General features: G+C 71.3%; 15 protein-coding genes, 1 tRNA gene and 1 rRNA gene. 5 read left to right on the top strand and 12 right to left on the bottom strand.

Annotated elements, in window-relative coordinates; genetic code table 11:
- Nucleotides 1-87 precede the first annotated feature (87 nt).
- The 3 genes from ACIOC0_RS20795 to ACIOC0_RS20785 are packed head-to-tail and all read left to right on the top strand — an operon-like array spanning nucleotide 88 to nucleotide 6,734.
- On the top strand, nucleotides 88-5,052 hold the full coding sequence (locus ACIOC0_RS20795) for an ATP-dependent helicase (protein ID WP_402156610.1): 4,965 nt from the start codon (nucleotides 88-90) through the stop codon (nucleotides 5,050-5,052).
- A 42-nt stretch (nucleotides 5,053-5,094) separates the two neighbouring features.
- Nucleotides 5,095-5,937, top strand: a complete 843-nt coding sequence (locus ACIOC0_RS20790; RefSeq protein WP_402156609.1) for an Fpg/Nei family DNA glycosylase — start codon at nucleotides 5,095-5,097, stop codon at nucleotides 5,935-5,937.
- Nucleotides 5,938-5,969: 32 nt separating this feature from the next.
- On the top strand, nucleotides 5,970-6,734 hold the full coding sequence (locus tag ACIOC0_RS20785; RefSeq protein WP_402156608.1) for an SDR family NAD(P)-dependent oxidoreductase: 765 nt from the start codon (nucleotides 5,970-5,972) through the stop codon (nucleotides 6,732-6,734).
- Between the two features lie 76 nt (nucleotides 6,735-6,810).
- Here ACIOC0_RS20785 and ACIOC0_RS20780 read toward each other — a convergent pair whose 3' ends face one another.
- The 7 genes from ACIOC0_RS20780 to ACIOC0_RS20750 form a co-directional block, all read right to left on the bottom strand.
- Nucleotides 6,811-7,029, bottom strand: coding sequence for a hypothetical protein (locus tag ACIOC0_RS20780; protein WP_351100039.1), 219 nt, complete (start codon nucleotides 7,027-7,029; stop codon nucleotides 6,811-6,813).
- Between the two features lie 290 nt (nucleotides 7,030-7,319).
- Entirely contained in the window at nucleotides 7,320-7,700 is a 381-nt protein-coding gene (locus ACIOC0_RS20775) for a helix-turn-helix transcriptional regulator (RefSeq protein WP_352245816.1), read from the bottom strand.
- A gap of 109 nt (nucleotides 7,701-7,809) precedes the next feature.
- Entirely contained in the window at nucleotides 7,810-8,355 is a 546-nt protein-coding gene (locus ACIOC0_RS20770) for a CinA family protein (RefSeq protein WP_402156607.1), read from the bottom strand.
- Nucleotides 8,352-9,140, bottom strand: a complete 789-nt coding sequence (gene pgsA / locus ACIOC0_RS20765) for a CDP-diacylglycerol--glycerol-3-phosphate 3-phosphatidyltransferase (RefSeq protein WP_402156606.1) — start codon at nucleotides 9,138-9,140, stop codon at nucleotides 8,352-8,354. The genes ACIOC0_RS20770 and pgsA overlap by 4 nt, the downstream gene beginning before the upstream one ends.
- On the bottom strand, nucleotides 9,137-10,606 hold the full coding sequence (gene rimO / locus ACIOC0_RS20760; RefSeq protein ID WP_356681012.1) for a 30S ribosomal protein S12 methylthiotransferase RimO: 1,470 nt from the start codon (nucleotides 10,604-10,606) through the stop codon (nucleotides 9,137-9,139). The genes pgsA and rimO overlap by 4 nt, the downstream gene beginning before the upstream one ends.
- A gap of 86 nt (nucleotides 10,607-10,692) precedes the next feature.
- Nucleotides 10,693-11,526, bottom strand: a complete 834-nt coding sequence (locus tag ACIOC0_RS20755) for a helix-turn-helix domain-containing protein (RefSeq protein WP_402156604.1) — start codon at nucleotides 11,524-11,526, stop codon at nucleotides 10,693-10,695.
- Between the two features lie 256 nt (nucleotides 11,527-11,782).
- Entirely contained in the window at nucleotides 11,783-13,468 is a 1,686-nt protein-coding gene (locus tag ACIOC0_RS20750) for a DNA translocase FtsK (protein WP_402157150.1), read from the bottom strand.
- Between the two features lie 319 nt (nucleotides 13,469-13,787).
- On the opposite strand from ACIOC0_RS20750, the gene ACIOC0_RS20745 reads away from it, so the two are divergent.
- Complete coding sequence (locus ACIOC0_RS20745) at nucleotides 13,788-14,531, top strand: hypothetical protein (RefSeq protein WP_402157148.1); 744 nt, start codon at nucleotides 13,788-13,790, stop codon at nucleotides 14,529-14,531.
- Between the two features lie 126 nt (nucleotides 14,532-14,657).
- Here the strand turns inward: ACIOC0_RS20745 and ACIOC0_RS20740 are convergent, their stop codons facing one another.
- Together ACIOC0_RS20740 and ACIOC0_RS20735 are read right to left on the bottom strand one after the other, a co-directional pair.
- On the bottom strand, nucleotides 14,658-15,338 hold the full coding sequence (locus tag ACIOC0_RS20740; RefSeq protein WP_402156603.1) for a two-component system response regulator: 681 nt from the start codon (nucleotides 15,336-15,338) through the stop codon (nucleotides 14,658-14,660).
- A 244-nt stretch (nucleotides 15,339-15,582) separates the two neighbouring features.
- Entirely contained in the window at nucleotides 15,583-21,048 is a 5,466-nt protein-coding gene (locus ACIOC0_RS20735; protein WP_402156602.1) for a HAMP domain-containing protein, read from the bottom strand.
- 330 nt (nucleotides 21,049-21,378) lie between these two features.
- Between ACIOC0_RS20735 and ACIOC0_RS20730 the strand changes: the two genes are divergently transcribed.
- Entirely contained in the window at nucleotides 21,379-24,120 is a 2,742-nt protein-coding gene (locus tag ACIOC0_RS20730) for a SpoIIE family protein phosphatase (protein ID WP_351100013.1), read from the top strand.
- Between the two features lie 59 nt (nucleotides 24,121-24,179).
- Here ACIOC0_RS20730 and ACIOC0_RS20725 read toward each other — a convergent pair.
- From ACIOC0_RS20725 to rrf, 3 genes are all read right to left on the bottom strand, one after another.
- Nucleotides 24,180-24,255 (bottom strand) — tRNA-Thr (locus tag ACIOC0_RS20725).
- Between the two features lie 75 nt (nucleotides 24,256-24,330).
- Complete coding sequence (locus ACIOC0_RS20720) at nucleotides 24,331-25,008, bottom strand: DegT/DnrJ/EryC1/StrS family aminotransferase (RefSeq protein WP_402156600.1); 678 nt, start codon at nucleotides 25,006-25,008, stop codon at nucleotides 24,331-24,333.
- Between the two features lie 99 nt (nucleotides 25,009-25,107).
- Nucleotides 25,108-25,195, bottom strand: a 5S ribosomal RNA gene (gene rrf, locus ACIOC0_RS20715); the annotation flags it as partial.

The raw sequence follows: 25,195 nt of genomic DNA, 5'->3' as shown, positions 1-25,195 counted from the left end.
GCGACCGCCCGCCCCGCGACGGGATCCGGGCGGCGGGACGGGCCGCAGGTCAGCGCCGTTGTCAGTGCTCGGGTGCAGGATGGACGCATGGTCAGCGACGCACACCGAGCCATGGACGGCTTCTCCCCCGCGACCCGCGGCTGGTTCACGGGTGCCTTCTCCGCGCCCACCGCGGCCCAGGCGGGCGCGTGGCAGGCCATCGGCGAGGGCTCGGACGTGCTGGTGGTGGCTCCGACCGGGTCCGGCAAGACCCTGGCGGCGTTCCTCGCGGCCCTGGACCAGCTGGCCTCGACGCCCCCGCCGGCCGATCCGAAAAAGCGCTGCCGCGTCCTGTACGTGTCACCGCTCAAGGCCCTCGCGGTCGACGTCGAACGCAATCTGCGCAGCCCGCTGACCGGAATCCGCCAGGAGTCGGTGCGGCTGGGCCTGCCGGAGCCGGAGATCAAGGTCGGCATCCGCTCCGGGGACACGCCCGCCGCCGAGCGCCGCGCGCTGTCCACCCGCCCGCCGGACATCCTGATCACCACTCCGGAGTCGTTGTTCTTGATGCTGACGTCGGCCACGCGAGACGCGCTGACCGGCGTGGAGACGGTCATCCTGGACGAGGTCCACGCAGTGGCCGGCACCAAGCGCGGCGCCCACCTCGCCCTCTCCCTGGAGCGCCTCGACGAGCTCCTGCCGGCGCCGGCCCGCCGGATCGGCCTCTCGGCGACGGTCCGCCCGGTCGACGAGGTGGCCCGCTATCTGTCCCCGCGCCGCAAGGTGGAGATCGTCCAGCCCGAGTCGGGCAAGGAGTTCGACCTGTCCGTGGTGGTCCCGGTCGAGGACCTGGGCGAGCTGGGCGGCTCCCCGGTCGCCGACGGCTCCGAGGGCGCGGAACGCCCGTCGATCTGGCCGCACGTCGAGGAGCGCATCGCCGATCTCGTCCAGGCCCACCGCTCCACGATCGTGTTCGCGAACTCCCGCCGGCTCGCCGAGCGCCTGTGCAACCGCCTCAACGAGATCGCCTACGAACGGGCCACCGGCGAACCGCTGGACGAGCACCACGCGCCGGCCGAGCTGATGGGCGGCTCGGGTGCGGCGCAGGGCGCGCCGCCCGTCCTCGCGCGCGCCCACCACGGCTCGGTGTCCAAGGAGCAGCGCGCGCTCGTCGAGGAGGACCTGAAAGCCGGCCGTCTGCCCGCCGTGGTCGCCACCTCCAGCCTGGAACTCGGCATCGACATGGGCGCCGTCGACCTGGTCGTCCAGGTGGAGTCCCCGCCCTCGGTGGCCTCCGGGCTGCAGCGCGTGGGCCGCGCGGGCCACCAGGTCGGGGCCGTGTCGACCGGTGTGGTCTTCCCCAAGTACCGCGGCGACCTGGTCCAGGCGGCGGTCGTCACCGAGCGGATGCGCACGGGCGGCATCGAGTCCCTCAAGGTCCCGGCGAACCCCCTGGACGTGCTCGCCCAGCAGCTCGTCGCGATGACTTCCATGGACACCTGGCAGTTCGACGACCTGCTCACCCTGGTCCGCAGGGCCGCGCCCTTCGCCTCCCTCCCGGAGTCCGCCTTCACGGCAGTCCTCGACATGCTCGCCGGCCGCTACCCGTCCGACGCGTTCGCCGAGCTGCGCCCGCGCGTGGTGTGGGACCGGGTCGCCGGCACGATCACCGGCCGCCCCGGCGCCCAGCGCCTGGCCGTGACCTCCGGGGGCACGATCCCCGACCGGGGCCTGTTCGGCGTCTTCCTGGCCGGGGCCGACCCCAAGAAGGGCGGCGGCCGCGTCGGGGAGCTCGACGAGGAGATGGTCTACGAGTCCCGGGTGGGCGATGTCTTCACACTCGGCACGAGCTCCTGGCGCATCGAGGACATCACCCGCGACCGCGTCCTGGTCTCGCCCGCGCCCGGTGTCCCGGGCCGGCTCCCGTTCTGGAAGGGCGACCAGCTGGGCCGGCCGCTCGAACTCGGCCGCGCGGTGGGCGCGTTCCTGCGCGAGGTCGGCTCCCTGCCCGAGGAGGACGCCCGGCTCCGTCTGCTCACCGCGGGCCTGGACGCCTGGGCGGCGGACAACGTGCTGTCCTACCTCGACGAACAACGCCAGGCCTGCGGCCATGTGCCGGACGACCGGACCATCGTCGTCGAACGCTTCCGCGACGAACTCGGCGACTGGCGCGTCGTCGTGCACTCGCCCTTCGGCGCCCAGGTGCACGCCCCCTGGGCGCTCGCACTCGGCGCCAAGCTGTCCGAGCGGTACGGCATCGACGCCCAGGTGATGCACGCCGACGACGGCATCGTGCTGCGCCTGCCGGACGCCGACCTGATGAGCCTGGACCTCCTCGACCGTGAGCCCACGAGGGCCGGCTCCGAATACGACGCCGAGCAGGCGCCCGTCGGCGCGGCGGACGTCGTCTTCGACAAGGGCGAGGTCGACCAGATCGTCACCGACCAGGTCGGCGGCTCGGCGCTGTTCGCCGCCCGGTTCCGTGAGTGCGCCGCCCGCGCGCTGCTGCTGCCGCGCCGCAACCCGGGCAAGCGCACACCGCTGTGGCAGCAGCGTCAGCGAGCCGCCCAACTGCTCCAGGTGGCAAGCGAGTTCGGCTCGTTCCCGATCGTCCTGGAGGCGGTCCGCGAGTGCCTCCAGGACGTCTTCGACGTCCCCGGCCTCGTGGAGCTGATGGGCGACCTGGAGTCGCGCAAAGTGCGCCTGGTCGAGGTCACCACCCCCGAGCCGTCCCCCTTCGCCCGCTCCCTGCTCTTCGGCTACGTCGCCCAGTTCCTCTACGAGGGCGACTCCCCGCTCGCCGAGCGCCGCGCCGCCGCGCTCTCCCTGGACTCGCGTCTGCTGGCCGAACTGCTCGGCCAGGCCGAGCTGCGCGAACTGCTCGACGCGGAAGTCCTCACCGAGCTGGAGCGGGAGCTGCAGTGGCTCACCGAGGACCGCCGCGTGAAGGACGCCGAAGGCGTCGCGGACATCCTGCGCCTGCTCGGCCCGCTCACCGGAGCCGAACTCGTCGAGCGCGGCGCCGAACCCGCGTGGGCCGCGGAACTGGCGTCCGCCCGCCGGGCGATCAGGGTCCGCATCGCCGGCGCGGACCACTGGGCGACCATCGAGGACGCGGGCCGGCTGCGCGACGCGCTGGGCACGGCCCTTCCGGTCGGCGTCCCGGAAGCCTTCACCGAACCGGTGAAGGACCCCCTCGGCGACCTCCTCGCCCGCTACGCCCGCACCCACGGCCCGTTCACCTCGGCCACGGCCGCCGCCCGCTTCGGTCTGGGCGTGGCGGTCACCGAGGGCGCGCTCCAGCGGCTCGCGGCGGGCGGACGCGTCGTCCAGGGCGAGTTCCATCCCGCGGGCATCGGCCAGGAGTGGTGCGACGCGACCGTGCTGCGCAGGCTTCGCCGGCGCTCCCTGGCCGCCCTGCGGCACGAGCTGGAACCGGTCCCGCCCCCGGCCTTCGCCCAGTTCCTGCCCCAGTGGCAGCACATCGGCAAGGGCCACGCACTGCGCGGCGTGGACGGTCTGGTCCGCGCGGTCGAACAGCTCCAGGGCGCGTCAGTGCCCGCGTCCGCGCTGGAGAAGCTGGTGCTGCCCTCCCGGGTGACGGACTACACCCCGGCGATGCTCGACGAACTCACCGCCTCCGGCGAGGTGGTGTGGGCCGGGGCCGGCTCCCTGCCCGGCAAGGACGGCTGGGTCTCGCTGTATCTGACGGACGCGGCCCCGCTGCTCCTGCCGCCGCCCCACCCGCTGGAGCTGACGGAGCTGCACCGCCGTGTCCTGGACGCCCTCTCGGGCGGCTACGGCCTGTTCTTCCGTCAGATCGCCGACCAGGTCCGCGCGAGCGGCCATCCCGAGGCCACCGACCCCCAACTCGCCGACGCCCTCTGGGATCTCGCCTGGTCCGGCCGGCTCACCAACGACACGCTGGCGCCGATGCGCGCCCTCCTGGGCTCGGGCCGCACCGCCGGCTCCACGGCGCACCGCGCCAAACGCGCCGTCCCCCGCGGACGATACGGCTCGCTGACGGCCGCCGCGCGTGCCGCGTCCCGCAGCGGCCCGCCGACCGTCGGAGGCCGCTGGTCGCTCCTCCCGGCGCAGGAGGAGGACCCCACGGTCCGCGCCCACGCCCTCGCCCGCACGCTCCTCGACCGGCACGGAGTGGTCACTCGTGGCGCGGTCGCCGCCGAGGGCGTCGAGGGCGGCTTCTCGGCGACGTACCGGGTCCTGTCCGCCTTCGAGGACAGCGGCCAGGCCCGGCGTGGGTACGTCGTGGAAGGCCTGGGCGCCGCGCAGTTCGCCATGGACGGCGCCGTGGACCGCGTCCGCGCGGTGGCCAACGCCCGCGACCGCGGCGAGACCCTGCCCGGCCCCACGCTCGGGTCCGGCGCTTCCGGCGGCACCGCCGGGACGAAAGACGGCTTCGTCTTCCCCGACGCCTCCCCGTCCGACGATCCCGGCTGGGAGCTTTTCGGTTCCGACGATTCCTCCGGACCCCAGGTCACGTCCACCTCGCCGGACGACCTGCTCTCGCCGCACGACTTCGACTCCCCCGGCGCGGGCGGCCCGAGAGGCGGCTCCGGGCCCTCGTACGGCGCGCCCTACGCGTCCGGCTCCCGCCACGCCGCCCCGCGGGCCTCCGGCTTCGCCGACCGCGGTCGGCGTGCGCCCTCGCCCGCTTCCCGCGCGGTGGTCCTCGCGGCGGCCGACCCCGCGAACGCCTACGGCGCCGCCCTGTCCTGGCCCGAGCCGCCGACCGGCGCCGGGCACAAACCGGGGCGCAAGGCGGGCTCCCTGGTGGTGCTCGTCGAGGGCGAGCTGACCCTCTACATGGAGCGCGGCGGCAAGACCCTGCTGGCCTGGCCGACCACCGCCGAAGGCCAGGACTCCCCGGCCGACGACCCCCGTCTGCAGGCGGCGGCGCAAGCCCTGGCCGAGGCCGCCCGCGCGGGCTCCCTCGGCACGGTCACAGTGGAGCGCGTCAACGGCGCCTCGGCCCTGACCTCCCCCCTGGGCGCCCTCCTGGAGCAAGCGGGCTTCATCGCGACCCCCCGGGGACTGCGGCTGCGAGCATGACGAACAGCCCCGCAGCTCCGCTCCCCGTGCCACCCTTGACCCATGCCCGAAGGTGACACGGTCTGGCAGGCCGCGCGGCGACTGCACGGCGCCCTCGCCGGCAAGACGCTGACCCGCTCCGACCTGCGGGTGCCGAAGCACGCCACCGCCGACCTCACCGGACGCGCCGTCCTGGACGTCACCGCGCGCGGCAAGCACCTCCTCACCCGCGTCGAGGGCGGCCTGACGCTCCACTCGCACCTGCGGATGGACGGCTCCTGGCGGGTGTACACGAACGACCAGCGCTGGACCGGCGGCCCGGGGCATCAGATCCGCGCGATCCTCGGCACCGAGGACCGGACAGCCGTCGGCTACCGCCTCCCCGTCCTGGAACTCCTGCGCACCGCCGACGAGGAGCGGGCGGTGGGGCACCTCGGCCCGGACCTGCTGGGCCCCGACTGGGACCCCGAGCGGGCGCTCGCCAACGTTCTCGCCGACCCCGACCGCCCCCTCGGTGAGGCCCTCCTCGACCAGCGCAACCTCGCCGGCATCGGCAATGTCTACAAGTGCGAGCTCTGCTTCCTCCTCGGCGTCAGCCCCTGGCTCCCCGCTGGCGCGCTCCCCGCCGACCGCGCCGCGAAGCTGCCCGCCCTGGCCAAGCGGCTCCTGGAGGTCAACCGTGACCGCCTCGTCCGCGCCACGACCGGCCGGCGCGGCCAGGACCTCTTCGTCTACGGCCGCGCGCACCGCCCCTGCCTGCGCTGCGGAACTCCCGTCCGCCTCGCCGACCAGGGCGACGGCTCCCGCGAGCGTCCGACGTACTGGTGCCCCGCCTGCCAGCCCGGGCCCGCCCCGGCCCCGGGATCCCCGGCCGCCCGCCGAATCCGCCCCCGCACCGGTAATTGACGACCCGTCAGAAACTCTCGTACGGTCCCCTCATGGCCGTGAAGGCGTACGACCTCACCGGACGCACCGCATTCGTCACCGGCGCCGCCGGCGGCATCGGCCGGGCCTGTGCCGTGCTGCTCGCCGAGGCCGGCGCGTTCGTCCACGGCGCGGACCGCGACGCCACGGGCCTGCACGATACGGCGGCCCTCATCAAGGACCGGGGCGGCGTCGCCCACACCCACCTCCTCGACGTCACCGAGCACGCCCAGGTCCGGCAGGCGGTGGAGTCCTGCGAGCGCCTGGACGTCATGGCCGCCGTCGCCGGGATCATGCACAGCAGTCCCGTCCTGGACACCCGCGAGGAGGACCTCGACCGGGTGCTCGACGTCAACTTCAAGGGCGTGCTGTACGCCTGCCAGGAAGCCGCCCGTCTGATGATCTCGACCGGCACGAGGGGCAGCATCGTCACCATGGCCTCGGGCGCCGTGGACACCGGCGGCCCCGGGCTCCTGTGCTACGGCGTCGCCAAGGCCGCCGTGGTCCAGCTCACCAAGACCCTGGCGACCGAGGTCGGCCGGCACGGCATCCGCGTCAACGCCGTCGCCCCGGGGTGGATCCGCACACCCATGACCGACCGCCGTGACCCCGGCGCACAGGAGCGCACGGAGGCGCTCATGTCGCGTATGTCACCGCTGGGCCGGGTCGGCGAACCCGACGAGATCGCTCACGCCGTACTGCACCTGGCCTCGGACGCGTCGTCCTTCACGACGGGCCAGATCCTCCGCCCGAACGGCGGGGTCGCGATGCCCTGGTAGCCGCCCGCACGACGGATGCCCGAGGCCGGGTCGCGAGCGGAACTCCGCGACACCGCCTCCCCTGCCCGCACCCACCTCACCGCACCCCCCGCCAGGCAGCCTTCCACCGCCCCACAGCCACCGCGCCCACGACCCGCCCCTTGGCCGCGCAGTGCACCGGGAGCAGGCTCAGCCCCCACCCGCCCGCGACGACGGCCCCTTCGACCACTCCCGCGTCCGGGCTGACCGCGAGCCTCAGCACGGCCCACCACCACAACGCGCCCAGACCCAGCGCGACCCCGCGCCGGGCTATCACGCAGACTCCGCCCGGCAGGGACGGGAACACTTCACGACGTCGCTCATCGGCACCTCCGGTGGTCAGGCCCGCACAGCCACTCCCCCGTCCAGCCCCTCCACGATGACCGCCGCGCCAGACCCCGGCAAACGGACCCGTCCCCCCGCACACCGCACGGTGGACCGCCCCCGGGCATGCAAAAACCCCGACCGCACTCCCCGGGTCACCCCCGGAGCACCCCGGCCGGGGCCTCCACAATGTCGTCGTCCTGTGCCTCGCTGGTCGTGCACCCCGCCGCCCGGACGGACAGGTCAGGCGGCGACCACGTCCACCGCTTCGGCGGGCGCCTTGATGGTCACCCGCTCCGGTGGCACACCGGTCACCGACACGGAACCCAGCATCGGGCGAACCGGCGAGGGCACGGACTCGCTGGGGGTGGCGGCGGCAGACTGAGCCAACTCGGCGAGGGCGAGCTCATCGCTCACTTCCCGCATGAGCTCGGACATCCGTACGTCCAACGCGTCGCAGATGGCGGAGAGCAGCTCGGAGGAAGCCTCCTTCTGCCCCCGCTCCACCTCGGAGAGATAGCCGAGTGAGACTCGGGCGGACGAGGAGACTTCGCGCAGAGTACGGCCCTGGCGCTGGCGCTGCCGACGCAGCACGTCACCCAGCAGGCGACGGAGCAGAATCATCGGTGGCTCCCTCCTCGGACCGCGTAGCCGCATCCTTCACGCCCCACCGTACCGCCTCGCGCTGCGGCCGTGCGGGGAGCGATGTCGTGTTCACTCAGGGCTGCAAACATCAAAACCCCCCGTTCTGTTCCGTATCCTGTGCCCGCTCATTCCCGGTCTGTTCGTCCGCAAGCGCCCTCAGAAGCACTGTGAGTACGCTCCGTACACTCTCTCTACGAATTTCCGCACGGCTGCCGTTCAACCGCAGCGCCTCCACTTTTCCGCCACAGGCAGAAACAGCTCCCGCCCCGAACGGCCCGTCCACCGCCACGAAGACCATGCCGACGGGTTGGCCGTCCTGGGGGTCGGGGCCGGCCACGCCGGTGGTGGCGATGCCCCAGTCGGCGCCCAGCGCCTTGCGCACCCCGGCCGCCATCTGGGCCGCGACCTGCGGGTCCACAGCTCCGCGGGCGGCCAGCAGGCCGGCGTCGACGCCGAGCAGTTCCTGCTTGAGACCGGTCGCGTACGCGGTGACCGATCCACGGAAGACCCGGGAGGCGCCGGGGACGTCAGTGATCTCCGCCGCGACCAGTCCACCGGTGAGCGATTCGGCCACGGCGAGCGTCTCACCCCTCACGGTGAGTAGTCGCACGACTTCGGGGGCCGGGGAACTCAACGCGGTGTCTCCTCCAGTGCCCCCTTGCGCTCGGCGATGCCCTGCCGGCGCAGCACGACGGCCTGCCGCACGTAGTCGAGCCCGGTCACCACGGTCAGCACGACAGCGGCGCCCATCACCCAGAATCTGAGGGTCGCCAGCCATCCCGTCAGCGCCAGCACGTACATCCCGACGGCCACGCCCTGGGTGAGCGTCTTGAGCTTGCCGCCCCGGCTGGCCGGGATCACGCCGTACCGGATGACGAGGAAACGCATCAGGGTGATGCCGAGTTCCCGGCCGAGGATCACGCCCGTCACCCACCAGGGCAGGTCGCCGAGGGCGGACAGACAGATCAGGGCCGCCCCCATGATGGCCTTGTCGGCGATGGGGTCGGCGATCTTCCCGAAGTCGGTGACGAGGTTGTAGGTCCGCGCCAGGTGCCCGTCGAACAGGTCGGTGATCATGGCGATGGCGAAGGCGGCCCAGGCGAGAGACCGCCAGGCCGGGTCGTAGCCGCCGTCGGCGAGCATCAGGGCGACGAAGCCGGGCACCAGGAGCAGCCGGAGCATCGTCAGCATGTTGGCGATGTTCCAGACGCTCGCCTGGTTGACGGCCGCGGCGGCCAGTTTGCCCCCGCGCGCGGGCCGCAGGGTGCCCTGCTCGTCGGGGGCGGCACCGGTCACGTCGGCGCCGATCTCCGCGACCGGGCCGTCCGCGCCCGTGGCGACGGGCGCGGAGGCGGGCCTCGCGGCCGGCCCCTTCGCCTGCGAGGAGCCTCCTGCCGCCGACGCCGGGACACCCGTCATCTGGCTGCCTCCTCACTACACCCGATCGAGCCCGCGAGGGGCTCGGCCACCAGGTCGACGCCTTCCGTGCCGACCACCTTCGCCTCGACCATACGGCCGACGGCCAGTCCCTCGCCCGACGTGAGCAGCACCTGGCCGTCGGTCTCGGGCGCCTGGTGCTCGCCCCGGCCGTGGACGCCCTCGTCGTCCAGCGACTCCACGAGCACGCGCACGGTCTCCCCGACGCGCTCCTCGGCCCGCTGCGAGACGAGTTCCTCGGCGAGCCGGGACACCCGGGCGAGCCGCTCGGCGACGACGTCCTCGTCGAGCTTGTTCTCGTACGTGGCGGCCTCGGTGCCTTCCTCGTCGGAGTAGCCGAAGACGCCGATGGCGTCCAGCCGCGCGTGGTTCAGGAACCGCTCCAGCTCCGCCAGGTCGGCCTCGGACTCGCCGGGGAAGCCGACGATGAAGTTGGAGCGCACACCGGCCTGGGGCGCCTTGGCGCGGATGGTATCGAGCAGTTCCAGGAAGCGGTCGGTGTCGCCGAAGCGGCGCATCGCGCGCAGCACGCCGGGCGCGGAGTGCTGGAAGGACAGGTCGAAGTACGGGGCGACCTTCGGCGTGGAGGTCAGCACGTCGATCAGGCCGGGCCGCATCTCGGCGGGCTGGAGGTAGCTGACCCGCACCCGCTCGATGCCGTCGACGTCGGCGAGCTCGGGCAGCAGGGACTCCAGCAGGCGGATGTCGCCGAGGTCCTTGCCGTAGGAGGTGTTGTTCTCGGAGACCAGCATGATCTCCTTGACGCCCTGCTCGGCCAGCCAGCGCGTCTCGTTCAGCACGTCGCTCGGGCGGCGCGAGATGAAGGAGCCACGGAAGGACGGGATGGCGCAGAAGGTGCAGCGCCGGTCGCAGCCGGAGGCGAGCTTGACCGAGGCGACCGGGGTGCCGTCGAGACGGCGGCGCAGGGGCGCGCGCGGCCCGGAGACCGGGGCGACGCCCTCGGGCAGGTCGGCCGGTGCGCCGTGGCCGGGCAGGGCGACGTCCGGGGCGGACTGCCGCTCGGCCGGGCTGATCGGCAGCAGCTTGCGCCGGTCGCGCGGGGTGTGGGCGGCGTGGACGCCGCCGCTCAGGATGGTCTGGAGGCGATCGGAGATGTCGGCGTAGTCGTCGAATCCGAGCACGCCGTCGGCCTCGGGCAGGGCCTCGGCGAGGTCCTTGCCGTACCGCTCGGCCATGCAGCCCACGGCCACGACGGCCTGGGTTCTGCCGTGCCCCTTGAGGTCGTTGGCCTCCAGCAGGGCGTCGACGGAGTCCTTCTTGGCGGCGTCGACGAAGCCGCAGGTGTTGACGACGGCGACGTCCGCGTCCTCGGCGTCCTCCACGAGCTGCCAGCCGTCCGCCTCCAAACGGCCTGCGAGCTCCTCCGAGTCCACCTCGTTACGGGCGCAGCCAAGGGTGACGAGTGCGACGGTACGGCGTTCAGGCATGGGCTCAAGACTACTTCGTCCGGCTGACAGCCCCGGCCGACGGGGTTGGCGATGTACGCCGACCCCGTACGCGCGCGTGCCACCGCTCAGCCGGCCTGCGGATCGCCCTTGGTGTACGTGAGCCGCTCCACCGCGCCGGGCTGGAAGTCGTCCTCGATCTTCTTGCCGTTGACGTACAGCTGGATCGCGCCGGCGTCGCCGAGGACCAGGTTGATCTTCTCGCTGTCCTGGAAGGTCTTGGACTGGCCCTTCTTGAGCAGCCCGTCGAACAGCATCCGGCCGTTGTGGTCCTTGGCGTAGATCCAGCTCTTGCCGTCGGTGGCGCTGACCTGGACGGTCACCTTGTCCTGGGGCGCGGCGGCGATGGCGCTGTCGGAGGGGGCGGGCTTGACGGGGGCGGGCTTGTCCGACTTGGTGGTGGGGGTGGCGGGGGCGCTGCTGGAGGGGGCGGTGCCGTCGGCGACGTCCTTGGTCCCGTCGTCGCCGCCCTTGAACGCGGTGAAGCCGACGAAGCCGATCACCGCGACGATCGCGGCGACCATGGCGGCGGTCCAGTTCGGGCCGCGTCGCTCGGGGCGGATGCGTTCCGCCTCGAACAGGGGGGCGGCCGGGGTGGGCGCCGGACGGCCGCCGTGCAGGGCGTCGAACTGATTCATCAGCGGGGCGGGATCCAGGCGCACGGCGCGCGCGAGGCTGCGGATGTGCCCGCGCGCGTAGACGTCACCCCCGCAGGGGGCGAAGTCGTCCGCCTCGATGGCGCGCACGATGGCGATCCGGACCCGGGTGGCGGTGCTGACGTCGTCGACGGTCAGGCCGGCGGCGACGCGGGCCTGTCGCAGGGTTCGACCGATGGAGGGGCGGGCTTCCTCGGAGACGTCTTCGAACGGACGCTCGTCTTCAGGGGAGTTGCCGATGGACACGGGGGCGCCTTTCGAGCGTGTAGCCGCCTGTGCTGGAGGTTCAGTGTAGGGGGGTTGCGAAAGGGAGGGGCAACCGGGCGGTAGCACTTTGTACGCCATCGGAATGGCCGGACACGCCGATGACGGGCCAGACGTGAACCCCGAGGTCGGAACCCTCGTCTGTCTCGCTCAACTTGACGTACCCCGAAGGGAAACGGTTGCGCGTCGCTCGCTAACGGCTCAGTCACGGACGGCCTCCCTCCCCGCGGGGAAACGCCTACCCTTCAGACTCCCCACGGATCACCGCGAGCACGCCGTCCAACTCGTCGGGTTTCACAAGAACGTCACGTGCTTTCGATCCTTCGCTCGGTCCGACGATGTTGCGCGACTCCATCAGGTCCATCAGCCGGCCGGCCTTGGCGAAGCCGACGCGCAGCTTGCGCTGGAGCATGGACGTCGATCCGAACTGCGTGGACACCACCAGCTCGGCGGCCTGGCACAGGAGGTCCAAGTCGTCGCCGATGTCCTCGTCGATCTCCTTCTTCTGCTTGGAGCCGACGGTGACGTCGTCCCGGAAGACCGGCGCCATCTGGTCCTTGCAGTGCTGCACGACGGCCGCGACCTCGGCCTCGGTGACGAACGCACCCTGCATTCGGGTCGGCTTGCTGGCCCCCATCGGCAGGAACAGCCCGTCGCCCTTGCCGATGAGCTTCTCCGCGCCGGGCTGGTCGAGGATGACCCGCGAGTCGGCGAGCGAGGAGGTGGCGAAGGCGAGCCGGGAGGGCACGTTCGCCTTGATCAGACCGGTGACGACGTCGACGGAGGGCCGCTGGGTGGCGAGCACCAGGTGGATGCCGGCCGCGCGCGCGAGCTGGGTGATCCGCACGATCGCGTCCTCGACGTCGCGTGGTGCGACCATCATCAGGTCCGCGAGCTCGTCGACGATCACCAGCAGGTAGGGGTACGGCTGGAGCTCGCGCTCGCTGCCCTCGGGCGGCTTGACCTTGCCCTCGCGCACGGCGCGGTTGAAGTCGTCGATGTGCCGGAAGCCGTACGCCGCCAGGTCGTCGTACCGGAGGTCCATCTCGCGTACGACCCACTGGAGCGCCTCTGCGGCCCGCTTGGGGTTGGTGATGATCGGCGTGATCAGGTGCGGGATGCCCTCGTAGGCGGTCAGTTCGACCCGCTTGGGGTCGACGAGGATCATCCGGACGTCCTCCGGGGTGGCCCGCATCATGATCGACGTGATCAGGCAGTTGATGCAGGACGACTTGCCGGACCCGGTGGCGCCGGCGACCAGCATGTGCGGCATCTTCGCCAGCGAGTGCATGACGTAGCCGCCCTCGACGTCCTTGCCGAAGGCGACGAGCATCGGGTCGTCGTCCTCCGCGGACTCCGCGAGCCGCAGCACGTCGCCCAGGTTGACCATCTCGCGGTCGGTGTTGGGGATCTCGATGCCGACGGCGGACTTGCCGGGGATCGGCGAGATGATCCGCACGTCGGGGCTGGCGACGGCGTACGCGATGTTCTTCGTCAGCGCGGTGATCCGCTCGACCTTGACGGCGGGCCCGAGCTCGACCTCGTAGCGCGTGACCGTCGGGCCGCGGGTGAAGCCGGTGACGGCCGCGTCGACCTTGAACTCGGTGAACACGGTCGTCAACGCGGCCACTATGGCGTCGTTGGCCGCGCTGCGCGCCTTGCCGGGCCCCCCGCGCGTGAGGAGGTCGAGCGTCGGCAGCGCGTAGGTGATGTCCCCGGACAGCTGGAGCTGCTCGGCGCGCGAGGGCAGGTCGCGCGGCGGCTCGGGAGCCGCCTTGGTCAGGTCGGGGACCGGCCCCGACGTTTCCTTGCCGCCCCGCTCGGCGCGCGCGACCGGCGCGGGGACGGGCGTCGGCGTGGTGGGTTCACGCTCGCCCGTCCGCACGCCCTGCGTGAGGTCGGCGACGGTCCGGGAGGGCGGCATGCCGTGCAGGACGGCCCCGTCGAGGTCGGCCGCCGCGGCCGCGGCGATGTCCACGGCGTCGAGCTGCCGGTCCATCGCCGGCTGCGGCACCGCCGAACGCCGGGGCCGGCCCCGCCGCCGGCCGAGCGCCTCCTCCTCGGCTGCGTCGGCGTCGTACGCCTGCGGGGCGCCCGCGCGGCCGCGGGATCGCGCGGGAAGCGCCTCGCGCCACTGGTCGTCGTAGCGCTCGTCGTCGTCCGTGAGGTCGCCGTACTCGTCGTAGCCCGCGGGGTCGTGCAGCACGCCCAGGCGCACGCCGAGCTGCCGCAGCCGCTGTGGGATGGCGTTGACGGGCGTGGCGGTGACCACCAGCAGCCCGAAGACGGTGAGCAGCACGAGCAGCGGTACGGCGAGGACGTCGCCCATGGCGTACGTCAGCGGGGTGGCCGCGCCCCAGCCGATGAGGCCGCCGGAGTCCCTTATGGCCTGCATGCCGTCGCTGCGGGCGGGCGCGCCGCACGCGATGTGGACCTGGCCGAGCACGCCGATGACCAGCGCGGACAGGCCGATGACGATGCGGCCGTTGGCCTCGGGCTGCTCCGGGTGCCGGATGAGCCGGACCGCGATGCCCGCGAACAGGATCGGCGCGAGCAGGTCCAGACGCCCGAAGGAGCCGGTCACCAGGATCTCGACGAGGTCGCCGACCGGGCCGCGCAGATCCGCCCAGGTGCCCGCGGCGACGATCAGCGCGACGCCGAGCAGCAGCAGCGCGACGCCGTCCTTGCGGTGGGCCGGGTCGAGGTTCCTGGCGCCGGTCCCTATCCCGCGGAACACCGCGCCCACGGCGTGCGCCAGGCCCAACCACAGGGCGCGCACCAGCCGGTACACGCCCCCCGTGGGGCTGGGCGCCGGCTTGGGCGCCGGCTTCTTCGCCACGGCCTTCCTGGCGGGCGCCTTCTTCGCGGGCGCCCGCTTGGCCGGAGGCTTCTTCGCGGCGGCCTTCTTCGCCGGAGCCTTCGCGGGAGCGGCCGCCTTCCTGGCGGGCTGCTTCTTGGCTGCGGAGGGACGTGAGGCCATGGTGTGAGATTACCGGTGGAGACGGAAGGCGACACGTGTGCCCACCGCTTCACCCGTTCGTGTCGCCCCGGCGAAGGCGGGAAACTGACGCCCGCTCACGCGCAACTCCCGGCGCGGCACACGTCAATTCCGGTCAGGTCTGCGACGGCACCGACGCCGTGCCGCTGCCCGTGCCCGGCTCCAGCGCGTCCAGCGCCCGCCGCAGGCCGGTGAGTTTGCGCTCCAGGTGCGCCGCCGTGGCCACCGCCGCCGCGTCCGCCGACTCGTCGTCGAGCTGCTTGGACAACGCCTCGGCCTGCTCCTCGACCGCCGCGAGCCGCGCGGACAGCTCGGCGAGCAGCCCCGCCGACTCCTTGCCGCCCACGGCCGGCTTGCCGCCGCCCTCCAACTGGAGCCGCAGCAGCGCCGCCTGCTCACGCAGCTGGCAGTTCTTCATGTACAGCTCGACGAACACGGACACCTTCGCCCGCAGCACCCACGGGTCGAACGGCTTGGAGATGTAGTCCACCGCGCCCGCCGCGTACCCGCGGAAGGTGTGATGGGGGCCGTGGTTGATCGCCGTGAGGAAGATGATCGGGATGTCCCGCGTCCGCTCTCGGCGTTTGATGTGCGCGGCCGTCTCGAAACCGTCCATTCCCGGCATCTGCACGTCCAGCAGGATGACCGCGAAGTCGTCCGTCAGCAGCGCTTTGAGCGCCTCTTCCCCGGACGATGCCCGCACCAGCGTCTGATCGAGCGCCGAGAGGATAGCCTCCAGCGCCAGCAGATTCTCCGGCCGGTCATCGACCAGGAGGATCTTGGCCTTCTGCACCATGGCCCGCCCTCCTCGCCCCGGCAGTGCACCGGGCGCCGCCCCTGGGGACGACTCCTTTGCGCCGCCCTTCCTTGTGCCGGTCATGGTAGCTGCACCCCGACCGTCGCCACACCCTGTCACCGTGATGTCACTCAGCACGTAGCAGGAACGCGGCACGAGACCAGAAGGTTCCCCGAATCCCGCCCCGCTACACGACTTCGGACACCCTGAGTCAACAACTTCTCGCGCCGCCGCATGGTTCCCGTCACTCCTCCCGCATCCACTGCTCCATCACCGACAGCAGGTGATCGGGATCGACCGGCTTGGTGACGTAGTCCGAGGCGCCCGACTCGATCGCCTTCTCCCGGTCGCCCTTCATCGCCTTCGCGGTCAGCGCGACGATCGGCAGCCCGGAGAACTGCGGCATCCGCCGGATCGCCGTGGTCGTCGCGTACCCGTCCATCTCCGGCATCATGATGTCCATCAGCACGACCGCCACATCGTCGTGCTGTTCCAGCACCTCGATGCCCTCACGGCCGTTCTCCGCGTACAGCACCGACAGACCGTGCTGCTCCAGCACACTGGTCAGCGCGAACACGTTGCGGATGTCGTCGTCGACGATCAGCACCTTCTCACCGCCGAACCGGATGCCCCGGTGCGTGTGCCGCGTCGCCTCCTGCCCCACGGGCGCCCACTGCTCGGGCCGCCCGACCTGCGGCTCGCCCCCCGCCACCGTCCGACGCCGGCGCCGGAACAGCGCCGCCGCGCCGTTCTGCGTCTCCTGGTACGACTTCACCTCCGCCGGCGTCTCGACCTCCACGTCGGACAGCTCCGCGGGCTCCGTCGGCCGGTTCTCCGACGCCACCAGGTCGCCCGCCTCCAGCGCGGGCACCACCTGCTGGTAGCCCTGCGGCGGCAACTCGCTCGGGTGCAGCGGCAGGTACAGCGTGAACGTCGACCCACGGCCGGGCTCACTCTGGGCGTAGATCTCACCGCCGAGCAGCTGCGCGATCTCCCGCGAGATGGACAGCCCCAGACCCGTACCGCCGTACTTGCGGCTGGTCGTGCCGTCCGCCTGCTTGAACGCCTCGAAGATCACCCGCATCTTGCCGCCGGCGATCCCGATGCCGGTGTCCGTCACCGAGAACGCGATCAGCGGCGCGTCCGCGTCGGTCAGCGACCCCGCCTCCAGCAACTGCTCCCGGATCGCCATCGGCACATCCCCGCCGGCCGGCCGGATGACCAGCTCCACCGACCCGGAGTCGGTGAACTTCACCGCGTTCGACAACAGGTTGCGCAGCACCTGCAACAGCCGCTGCTCGTCCGTGTGCAGCGTCGCCGGCAGCTCCGGCGACACCCGAACCGACAGGTCCAGGCCCTTCTCCGCCGTCAGCGGACGGAAGGTCGCCTCCACGTAGTCGACGAGCTGGACCAGCGCGATCCGCGTCGGGGAGACGTCCATCTTGCCCGCCTCCACCTTCGACAGGTCGAGGATGTCGTTGATCAGCTGCAGCAGGTCCGAGCCCGCCCCGTGGATCGTCTCGGCGAACTCGACCTGCTTCGGCGTCAGGTTGGTGTCCGCGTTGTCCGCGAGCAGCTTGGCCAGGATCAGCAGCGAGTTGAGCGGCGTGCGCAGCTCGTGCGACATGTTGGCGAGGAACTCGCTCTTGTAGCGCATCGACACCGCGAGCTGCTCGGCGCGCTCCTCCAGAACCTGACGCGCCTCCTCGATCTCGGTGTTCTTCACCTCGATGTCCCGGTTCTGCCGGGCCAGCAGCTCGGCCTTCTCCTCCAGTTCGGCGTTGGACGCCTGCAGGGCCTTCTGCCGCTGCTCCAACTCCGCCGACCGCTCCCGAAGTTGCTCGGTCAGCTCCTGCGACTGCTTCAGCAGCTGCTCCGTCTTGGTGTTGACGGAGATGGTGTTGACGCTGGTCGCGATCATCTCGGCGAGCTGGTTGAGGAAGTCCTTCTGGATCTGCGTGAACGGCGTGAACGACGCCAGCTCGATCACACCGAGCACCTGGCCCTCGAACAGCACCGGAAGCACGATCACCTGCGCGGGCGGCGCCTCGCCGAGCCCGGAGGAGATCTTCAGATAGCCACTCGGGGCGTTCTCGACGAGAATCGTCCGCTTCTCCTCGGCGGCCGTCCCCACCAGCGCCTCACCCGGCCGGAACGAACTCGGCATGGAGCCCATCGAGTACCCGTACGAACCCAGCATCCGCAGCTCGTACTGGTCGCCACCGCCGTCGCCCGCCGGCATCGCCAGGAAGAACGCGCCGTGCTGCGCGGCCACCAGCGGCGGCAGCTCACTCATGATCAGCGAAGCCACGTCCTCCAGATCGCGCCGCCCCTGCATCAGGGCCGACACGCGCGCGAGGTTGCCCTTGAGCCAGTCCTGCTCCTTGTTGGCGATCGTGGTGTCACGCAGATTGGCGATCATCTTGTTGATGTAGTCCTGAAGCTCCTGGATCTCCCCGGACGCGTCCACGTCGATCTTCAGGTTCAGGTCACCACGGGTCACCGCGGTCGCCACGCGCGCGATGGCACGCACCTGCCGGGTCAGGTTCCCGGCCATCTCGTTCACCGACTCGGTGAGGTCGCGCCACGTCCCGTCGACGTCCCGCACGCGTGCCTGCCCGCCGAGCTGTCCCTCGGTGCCCACCTCGCGGGCCACCCTCGTGACCTCCTCCGCGAAGGACGACAGCTGGTCGACCATCGTGTTGATGGTCGTCTTCAGCTCAAGGATCTCCCCGCGCGCGTCGATGTCGATCTTCTTCGTCAGGTCGCCCTTGGCGATGGCCGTCGTCACCATCGCGATGTTGCGCACCTGACCCGTCAGGTTGGACGCCATCCCGTTCACCGAGTCGGTGAGGTCCTTCCACGTGCCCGCCACACCCGGCACGTGCGCCTGACCGCCCAGGATGCCGTCCGTGCCCACCTCACGGGCCACCTTGGTGACCTGCTCGGCGAACGAGCTCAGCGTCTTCACCATCGTGTTGAAGGTGTCGGCGAGCTGCTGCACCTCACCGCGCGCCTCGATCGTCACCGTCCGCGTCAGATCGCCGTTGGCGACGGCCGCCGCGACCTGGGAGATGTTGCGCACCTGCATGGTCAGGTTCTTCGCCATCAGGTTGACGTTGTCGCTCAGGTCCTTCCAGATGCCCACCACGCCGGGCACATGCGCCTGACCGCCCAGGATGCCCTCGGTGCCCACCTCACGGGCCACCCGCGTCACCTGCTCGGCGAACGACGACAGCTGGTCCACCATCGTGTTGACGGTCGTCACCAGCTCGAGGATCTCGCCCTTGGCGTCGACAGTGATCTTCTTCGACAGGTCGCCCTTGGCGACCGCCGTGGTGACCTCCGCGATGTTGCGCACCTGGATCGTCAGGTTGTTCGCCATGAAGTTCACCGACTGTGTGAGGTCCTTCCAGGTGCCGGAGACACCCTGCACCTCGGCCTGACCGCCGAGGATGCCCTCGGTGCCCACCTCACGGGCCACCCGCGTGACCTCCTCGGCGAACGACGACAGCTGGTCCACCATCGTGTTCAGCGTGTTCTTCAGCTCGAGGATCTCCCCGCGCGCGTCCACGGTGATCTTCTGAGACAGGTCACCCCGGGCCACCGCCGTGGCCACCTGGGCGATGTTGCGCACCTGACCCGTCAGGTTGGACGCCATCCCGTTCACGGAGTCCGTCAGGTCACGCCACACCCCGGCCACACCGGGCACCTGAGCCTGACCGCCGAGGCGGCCCTCCGTGCCCACCTCGCGCGCCACCCGGGTCACCTGGTCGGCGAAGGCCGACAGCTGGTCCACCATCGTGTTGATGGTGTTCTTCAGCTCGAGGATCTCCCCACGCGCGTCCACGTCGATCTTCTGCGACAGGTCACCCCGGGCCACCGCCGTCGTCACCTGGGCGATCTGCCGCACCTGGGAGGTGAGGTTGCCGGCCATGAAGTTGACGGAGTCCGTGAGCTCCTTCCATGTCCCCGACACCCCGTCCACCCGGGCCTGACCGCCGAGCCGTCCCTCCGTGCCCACGTCCCGGGCCATCCGCGTCACCTGGTCGGCGAACGACGACAACTGGTCCACCATCGTGTTCACGGTGTTCTTCAGCTGAGCCATCTCACCGGACACGTCCACGGTGACCTTCTGCGACAGGTCGCCGTTGGCCACCGCCGTCGTCACCTGGGCGATGTTCCTCACCTGCCCGGTGAGATTGCGGAACGCCGTGTTGACGGAGTCCGTCAGGTCCTTCCACGTCCCCGCCGCACCCGACACCTGCGCCTGGCCGCCCAGCTCGCCCTCGACACCGATCTCCCGCGCCACGCGCGTCACCTCGGCGCCGAACGCCGACAGCTGGTCCACCATCCCGTTGACGGTGTTCTTCAGCTCCAGCATCTCGCCGGCCACGTCCACCGTGACCTTCTGCGACAGGTCACCGTTGGCCACCGCCGTCGTCACCGCGGCGATGTCCCTCACCTGTGTGGTCAGATTCCGGAACACCGTGTTGACGGAGTCCGTCAGGTCCTTCCACGTCCCCGCCGCGCCCGGCACGTTCGCCTGACCGCCCAGCTGCCCCGCAGCACCGACCTCGTTGGCCACCCGTGTGACCTCGTCCGCGAAGATCCGCAGCGTCTCGGTCATCTGGTTGATCGTGTCGGCGAGCTGCGCGACCTCACCGCGCGCCGGCACCGTCACCTTCCGCGACAGGTCACCGTTCGCGACCGCCGTCGTCACCTCGGCGATCCCCCGCACCTGGGCCGTGAGATTGCCGGCCATGGTGTTCACGGAATCCGTCAGTTCTTTCCACACACCGTCGACGCCGGACACCTGCGCCTGACCGCCCAGGATGCCCTCGGTGCCCACCTCACGCGCCACCCGCGTCACCTCGGACGAGAAAGCGGACAGCTGGTCGACCATCGTGTTGACGGTCTTCTTCAGCTCCAGCATCTCGCCTTCGACGTGCACGGTGACCTTGCGTGACAGGTCGCCCTTGGCCACCGCCGTCGTCACCAGCGCGATGTCCCGCACCTGCGCCGTCAGCCGCTCCGCCATCGTGTTGACGGACTCCGTGAGGTCCTTCCACGAACCGGACATACCGCGCACCTGGGCCTGACCGCCCAGCTTGCCCTCGGTGCCCACCTCACTGGCCACCCGGGTGACCTCGTCGGTGAACGTCGACAACTGGTCCACCAGGTTGTTGACGGTCCGCCCGACCTTCAGGAACTCACCCCGCAACGGATGCCCGGCGCCCTCAGAGGTGTGCGCCCGCAGCTCCATACGCGGCGACAGATCACCCTCGGCCACCGCCGACAGCACCCGCCCGACCTCCGAGACAGGCCGCACCAGGTCGTCCACCAGCGCGTTCGAGTTGTCGATGGCCGTCGCCCAGGACCCCTCGGAGGCACCTGTCTCCAACCGCTCCGTGAGCTTTCCCTCACGTCCCACCACGCGCCGCACCCGCGCCAGCTCACCCGTGAGGTGGAGATTGCGGTCGGCCACCTCGTTGAAGACCGCCGCGATCTCCGACATCACGCCGTCCCCGGACACCGTGAGCCGCTTGCGGAAGTTCCCGTCCCGCATGGACACCAACGCCCCCAGCAACTTGTGCAGGGCCGCCGTGTCCACCTCGGTGGTACCCGTCCGCGGTGTGCGCTGCCTGTTCAGGGACTGTCCGCCTTTCGCGCGCGCTTTCGTGCCCCGCGTCGCTGCGCCAGACTCCACTTGTCCCTCCCGCAGGGATCGACCGTCTTACTGCCCGATGTAACCAGGCAGGCCCGAGGGGGCTGCTGCCCGCCGTACACACAAGACACCCAGTCTGCCCGGACCTTCACAAGAAGCTTGCCCAGTGTTTCACCCTCACCGAACCAGGCCATAACAGTTCGGCAGCTTCGCACACGGTCCGCACACGCCGGAGGCGGAAACACCGGCGACCGGCATCCGTACGGACGGGGAAGGTAAGTAACCTTGCATGCGGCTGTCCAGCCGCACCGGTCCGTCCGGTCTGGGCGGTGGCACGGAGATCGAGCGGGCATCGGAGGGGCGGCCGCACACATGACCACCGGACTGATCCCGGGGGCTCAGCCCCCGGACCCCCGGCCGACGGGCACGCTGCCGCAGCAGCGGCACGAGCCGGACACCCGGGCAGCCCTGCACGTCGACAACCGGCCGAGGAGTTCTGTGATCACCGCGCGCGCGGCCGCCAGTTTCGAGCCCGTCGGGCGATCCGTCGCCACCGCCCGCTCGTTCGTCCGCGACACCCTCCAGGGCTGGGGATTCGCCGACATCGTCGACGACGCGGTGGTCCTCACCAGCGAACTGGTGACCAACGCCGTCGTCCACGCGGGCACCCACGCCGACGTCCTGTGCCTGCGCACCGAGGACGGCATCCGCGTGGAGGTCTCCGACCGCTATCCCGAGCGCGAGATCCCCCTCCAGGGCTCCCCCGCCACCATGGGCAGCCCCGACCGCGAAGGCGGCCGAGGCCTCCAGCTGTGCGCGGCGATCGCCGGCCGCTGGGGCGTCGAGTACACACCGACCCACAAGCAGGTCTGGTTCCAGCTCGATCTTCCCGATCGCCCCGTGGGGACCCGCGCCGCAGGCCCCTGCCTGCCCTCCGAACTCCTCCCCCTCACCGACAGCCGGGTCCGCGTCGCCGTCGTCCAGATCGACCGCACAGGCGCCATCTCCGCCTGGAACGAGGACGCGGAGGAACTCTTCGGCTACCCGGCCGACCAGGTCACCGGCAAACCCCTCACCGACCTCGCCGCCTGGCCCCACACCCCCGGCACCAGCACCGGCATCGTCGAGGCGCTGCAACTCTCCCGCTGGGAGGGCAGCTACGGCATCCGCGCCGCCGACGGCCGCGTCACCCCCGTCTACGCATCGCACCTGCGCGTCCGCGACACCGACGGCGACCCCTCCACCGTCTGCCTCCTCGTCCGCGACCACGAACGCGCGGTACTGCAGACCCCCTTGCGCCTCCCCGCCTCCGACGCGACGTCCAACGCCGACGGGTCGAGCTCCGACCCCTTCGAGGTGTTCATCGGCTCCCCGGCCCCGGACGACCTCGACGGCCTCCTCCAGCGCACGGTCGAACGCGCCCGCGACATGCTCGACGGCGACTCCGCCTTCCTCCTGCTCGCCACCGACGACGAGACGGAGTTGGAGGTCCGCGCCTCCACCGGCCTGCCCTCCGCCCGCCAGCGCTTCGCGCGCGTGCCCGTCGAAGCGGGCCCCGGCCGCTACGGCTCCGCCCGCATGCCGGCCGTTCACGAGGACCTCCTCTCCGTCCCCGGAGCCGTGCCCCTGCTCAGCGGCACGGGCATGCGCTCGGTGGTCACGGTCCCGCTGAAGGTCGAGGGCCGCCTCACCGGCTCCCTCGGCGTCGCCGCCGAAGGCCCCGGCAGATACTCCAACGAGGAGGCCCTGCGGCTGCAGTTCGCCGCGGACCGCATCGCGCTGGCCGTCGAGTCGGCCCGCCTCGGCGAACTGGAACGCCTGCGCCGAGGCTCACTCAGCTTCCTCGTCGAGGCCTCCGACCTCCTGGCCGGCACCCTCGACCGCGACCAGACCCTTGCCCTGATGGCCCAGATGACGGTCCCGACCCTGGCCACCTGGTGCGCCGTCTACACGATCGCCGACCAGGCCTCCGACCCCTACCTGTCCTACGTCCTGCACGAGGACGAGGAACTCATCGACGGCATCAAGTCGTTGCTCTCGAAGGTCTCCCCGCCGGATCCCGTCCCCACCCCCGGCGCCCGGGTCTGGTCCGCACCCGGCGAGGCCGCGCACGAGGCGGCGCTGCGCAGCTCCATGCGCAGTCTCGGCCTGTCCGGCGGCCCGGCCCACCAGCAGGTCACGTCGGGCATCGGCCCCACGCTGGCCACGGCGTCGGCGGTCGGCGGCGAGACCGTCGTCCTCCCTCTCGTCGCCCGCAACCGCGTCATCGGCATGCTCACCCTCGGCAAGCCCACCGACGAGCACTTCCGCCAGGAGATCCTCGAACTGGCGGAGGACCTGAGCCGCCGCGCCGCCCTCGCCCTCGACAACGCCCGCCTCTACTCCGAGCGCACCGCCATCAGCCAGGCCCTCCAGCGCAGCCTGCTCCCCCCGGAGCTCCCGGAGATCGACGGCGTCGAGGTGGAGGTCATCTACCGCGCGGCCGGCGAGGGCAACGAGGTCGGCGGCGACTTCTACGACCTCTTCCCGATCAGCGACGGCGCGTACGGCTTCGCGATCGGCGACGTCTGCGGCACCGGCCCCAACGCGGCGGCGGTGACCGGCCTGGCCCGCCACGCCCTGCGTCTGCTGGCCCGGGAGGGTCTCAGCGGCCCGGCGGTCCTGGAGCGCCTGAACTCGGCGATCCTCGACGAGGGGGCCCGCAGCCGCTTCCTCACCCTCCTCTACGGCGAGATGCGCCCGCAGGACGACGGCAGCGCCGAGCTGAAGGTGGTCTGCGCCGGACACCCCCTCCCCCTGCGTCTGCGCCAGGACGGCACCGTCGAGCCGGCCGCCGAACCGCAGCCCCTGCTCGGCGTCATGGAGGACCTGGAACTCTACGAGCAGACGGTGACCCTCGATCCGGGCGACGTCCTGCTCTGTGTCACGGACGGCGTCACCGAGCGACGCGAGGGCACCCGCATGCTGGGCGACGACGGCCTCGCCGACGTTCTCACCACCTGCACGGGCCTGACGGCCGGCGCGGTCGCGGCCCGCATCATGCGCGCGGTGGAACGCTTCGCTTCGGACGCCCCGTCCGACGACATGGCGATTCTCGCGATGCGCGTGGCCTGAGAAAAGGCACGCAGAACAAGAAGAAGGCCCCCGCCCAAAAGGGCGGAGGCCTTCTTCTGTGGAGCCCCCTAACGGAATCGAACCGTTGACCTTCTCCTTACCATGGAGACGCTCTGCCGACTGAGCTAAGGGGGCTGGTCACTTTTCGAGGTTTCCCTCGCGGCAACAGAACAGATCGTACCCCGAACTTGCCGGTGTTCCCAAACTCGTTCAGAAGGCGGGTTGAAGCAGTCCACCGAGCGCATTGCAGGCGGACACCACGCGCTGCATGTCCCTTCTGGTGAGCGAGGCGTCAACGGGCAGAGCGAGGGTCTCGTCGGCGGCCAGCTCGGTCTGAGGCAGTGTGACGCAGCGCCGGAACTCGGGCAGTCGGTGCAGAGGAGTCTTCACCGGCACACGACAGTCCACTCCCCGTGCCCGCAGGGCCCTGGCGAAGGCGTCCCGGTCGGGCCGACCGTTGCCCGGCACCCGCACCACGTACTGCTGGTAGGTGTGCCCGTCCGCGTGGTCCGGCGTCCGCACCCCCCGCAGCCGTGCGTCGAGGTAGGCGGCCCGCTCCCTGCGCTGCGCCACCTCGTCGTACGACGTCTCGGTCTCTCCTCTTTCGAGCACCAACATCTCGTGCCTGCGCCCCAGTTCGTGCAACCGCACGAGATCGGCCGGCCGCCCGAAGCGGTGCACCACCACGACGGCCGTGGTCCGCGCGGTCATGACCGCTTCGACGGCGGCCGGGTCCAGGCAGTACGTCCTGGGATCGATGTCCGCGAAGACGGGCAGCGCACCCGCCCGGGTCACCGCTTCGGCTATGTCGACGTTCCCGAAGGCCGGCACGATGACCTCGTCACCGACTCCGACGCCCGCGGCCCTGAGGAGTGCAGCAGTTCCCATGTGCTGGAGCCTGGCCGCGCAGCGTGAACGTCAAGTGACGGAAAACAAAAAAGGGTTGGGCCCTGAACCGAAGTTCAGGGCCCAACCCTTTGAATGATTGTTCGGCGGCGTCCTACTCTCCCACAGGGTCCCCCCTGCAGTACCATCGGCGCTGTGAGGCTTAGCTTCCGGGTTCGGAATGTAACCG

The sequence above is a fragment of the Streptomyces sp. NPDC088254 genome, assembly GCF_044740925.1.
Taxonomy (GTDB): domain Bacteria; phylum Actinomycetota; class Actinomycetes; order Streptomycetales; family Streptomycetaceae; genus Streptomyces.
Note: the sequence above shows the minus strand (reverse complement) of the source record. Positions and strands in the feature narration are given on the sequence as shown.

What these genes read in the sequence shown, in the direction of transcription:
- ACIOC0_RS20795 (WP_402156610.1), top strand. Translation starts at nt 88, where the DNA reads ATGGTCAGCGACGCACACCGAGCCATGGACGGCTTCTCCCCCGCGACC.
- ACIOC0_RS20790 (WP_402156609.1), top strand. Translation starts at nt 5,095, where the DNA reads ATGCCCGAAGGTGACACGGTCTGGCAGGCCGCGCGGCGACTGCACGGC.
- ACIOC0_RS20785 (WP_402156608.1), top strand. Translation starts at nt 5,970, where the DNA reads ATGGCCGTGAAGGCGTACGACCTCACCGGACGCACCGCATTCGTCACC.
- ACIOC0_RS20775 (WP_352245816.1), bottom strand. Translation starts at nt 7,700, where the DNA reads ATGATTCTGCTCCGTCGCCTGCTGGGTGACGTGCTGCGTCGGCAGCGC.
- pgsA (WP_402156606.1), bottom strand. Translation starts at nt 9,140, where the DNA reads ATGACGGGTGTCCCGGCGTCGGCGGCAGGAGGCTCCTCGCAGGCGAAG.
- rimO (WP_356681012.1), bottom strand. Translation starts at nt 10,606, where the DNA reads ATGCCTGAACGCCGTACCGTCGCACTCGTCACCCTTGGCTGCGCCCGT.
- ACIOC0_RS20750 (WP_402157150.1), bottom strand. Translation starts at nt 13,468, where the DNA reads ATGCCGCCCTCCCGGACCGTCGCCGACCTCACGCAGGGCGTGCGGACG.
- ACIOC0_RS20745 (WP_402157148.1), top strand. Translation starts at nt 13,788, where the DNA reads ATGGCGTTGACGGGCGTGGCGGTGACCACCAGCAGCCCGAAGACGGTG.
- ACIOC0_RS20740 (WP_402156603.1), bottom strand. Translation starts at nt 15,338, where the DNA reads ATGGTGCAGAAGGCCAAGATCCTCCTGGTCGATGACCGGCCGGAGAAT.
- ACIOC0_RS20730 (WP_351100013.1), top strand. Translation starts at nt 21,379, where the DNA reads ATGACCACCGGACTGATCCCGGGGGCTCAGCCCCCGGACCCCCGGCCG.
- ACIOC0_RS20720 (WP_402156600.1), bottom strand. Translation starts at nt 25,008, where the DNA reads ATGGGAACTGCTGCACTCCTCAGGGCCGCGGGCGTCGGAGTCGGTGAC.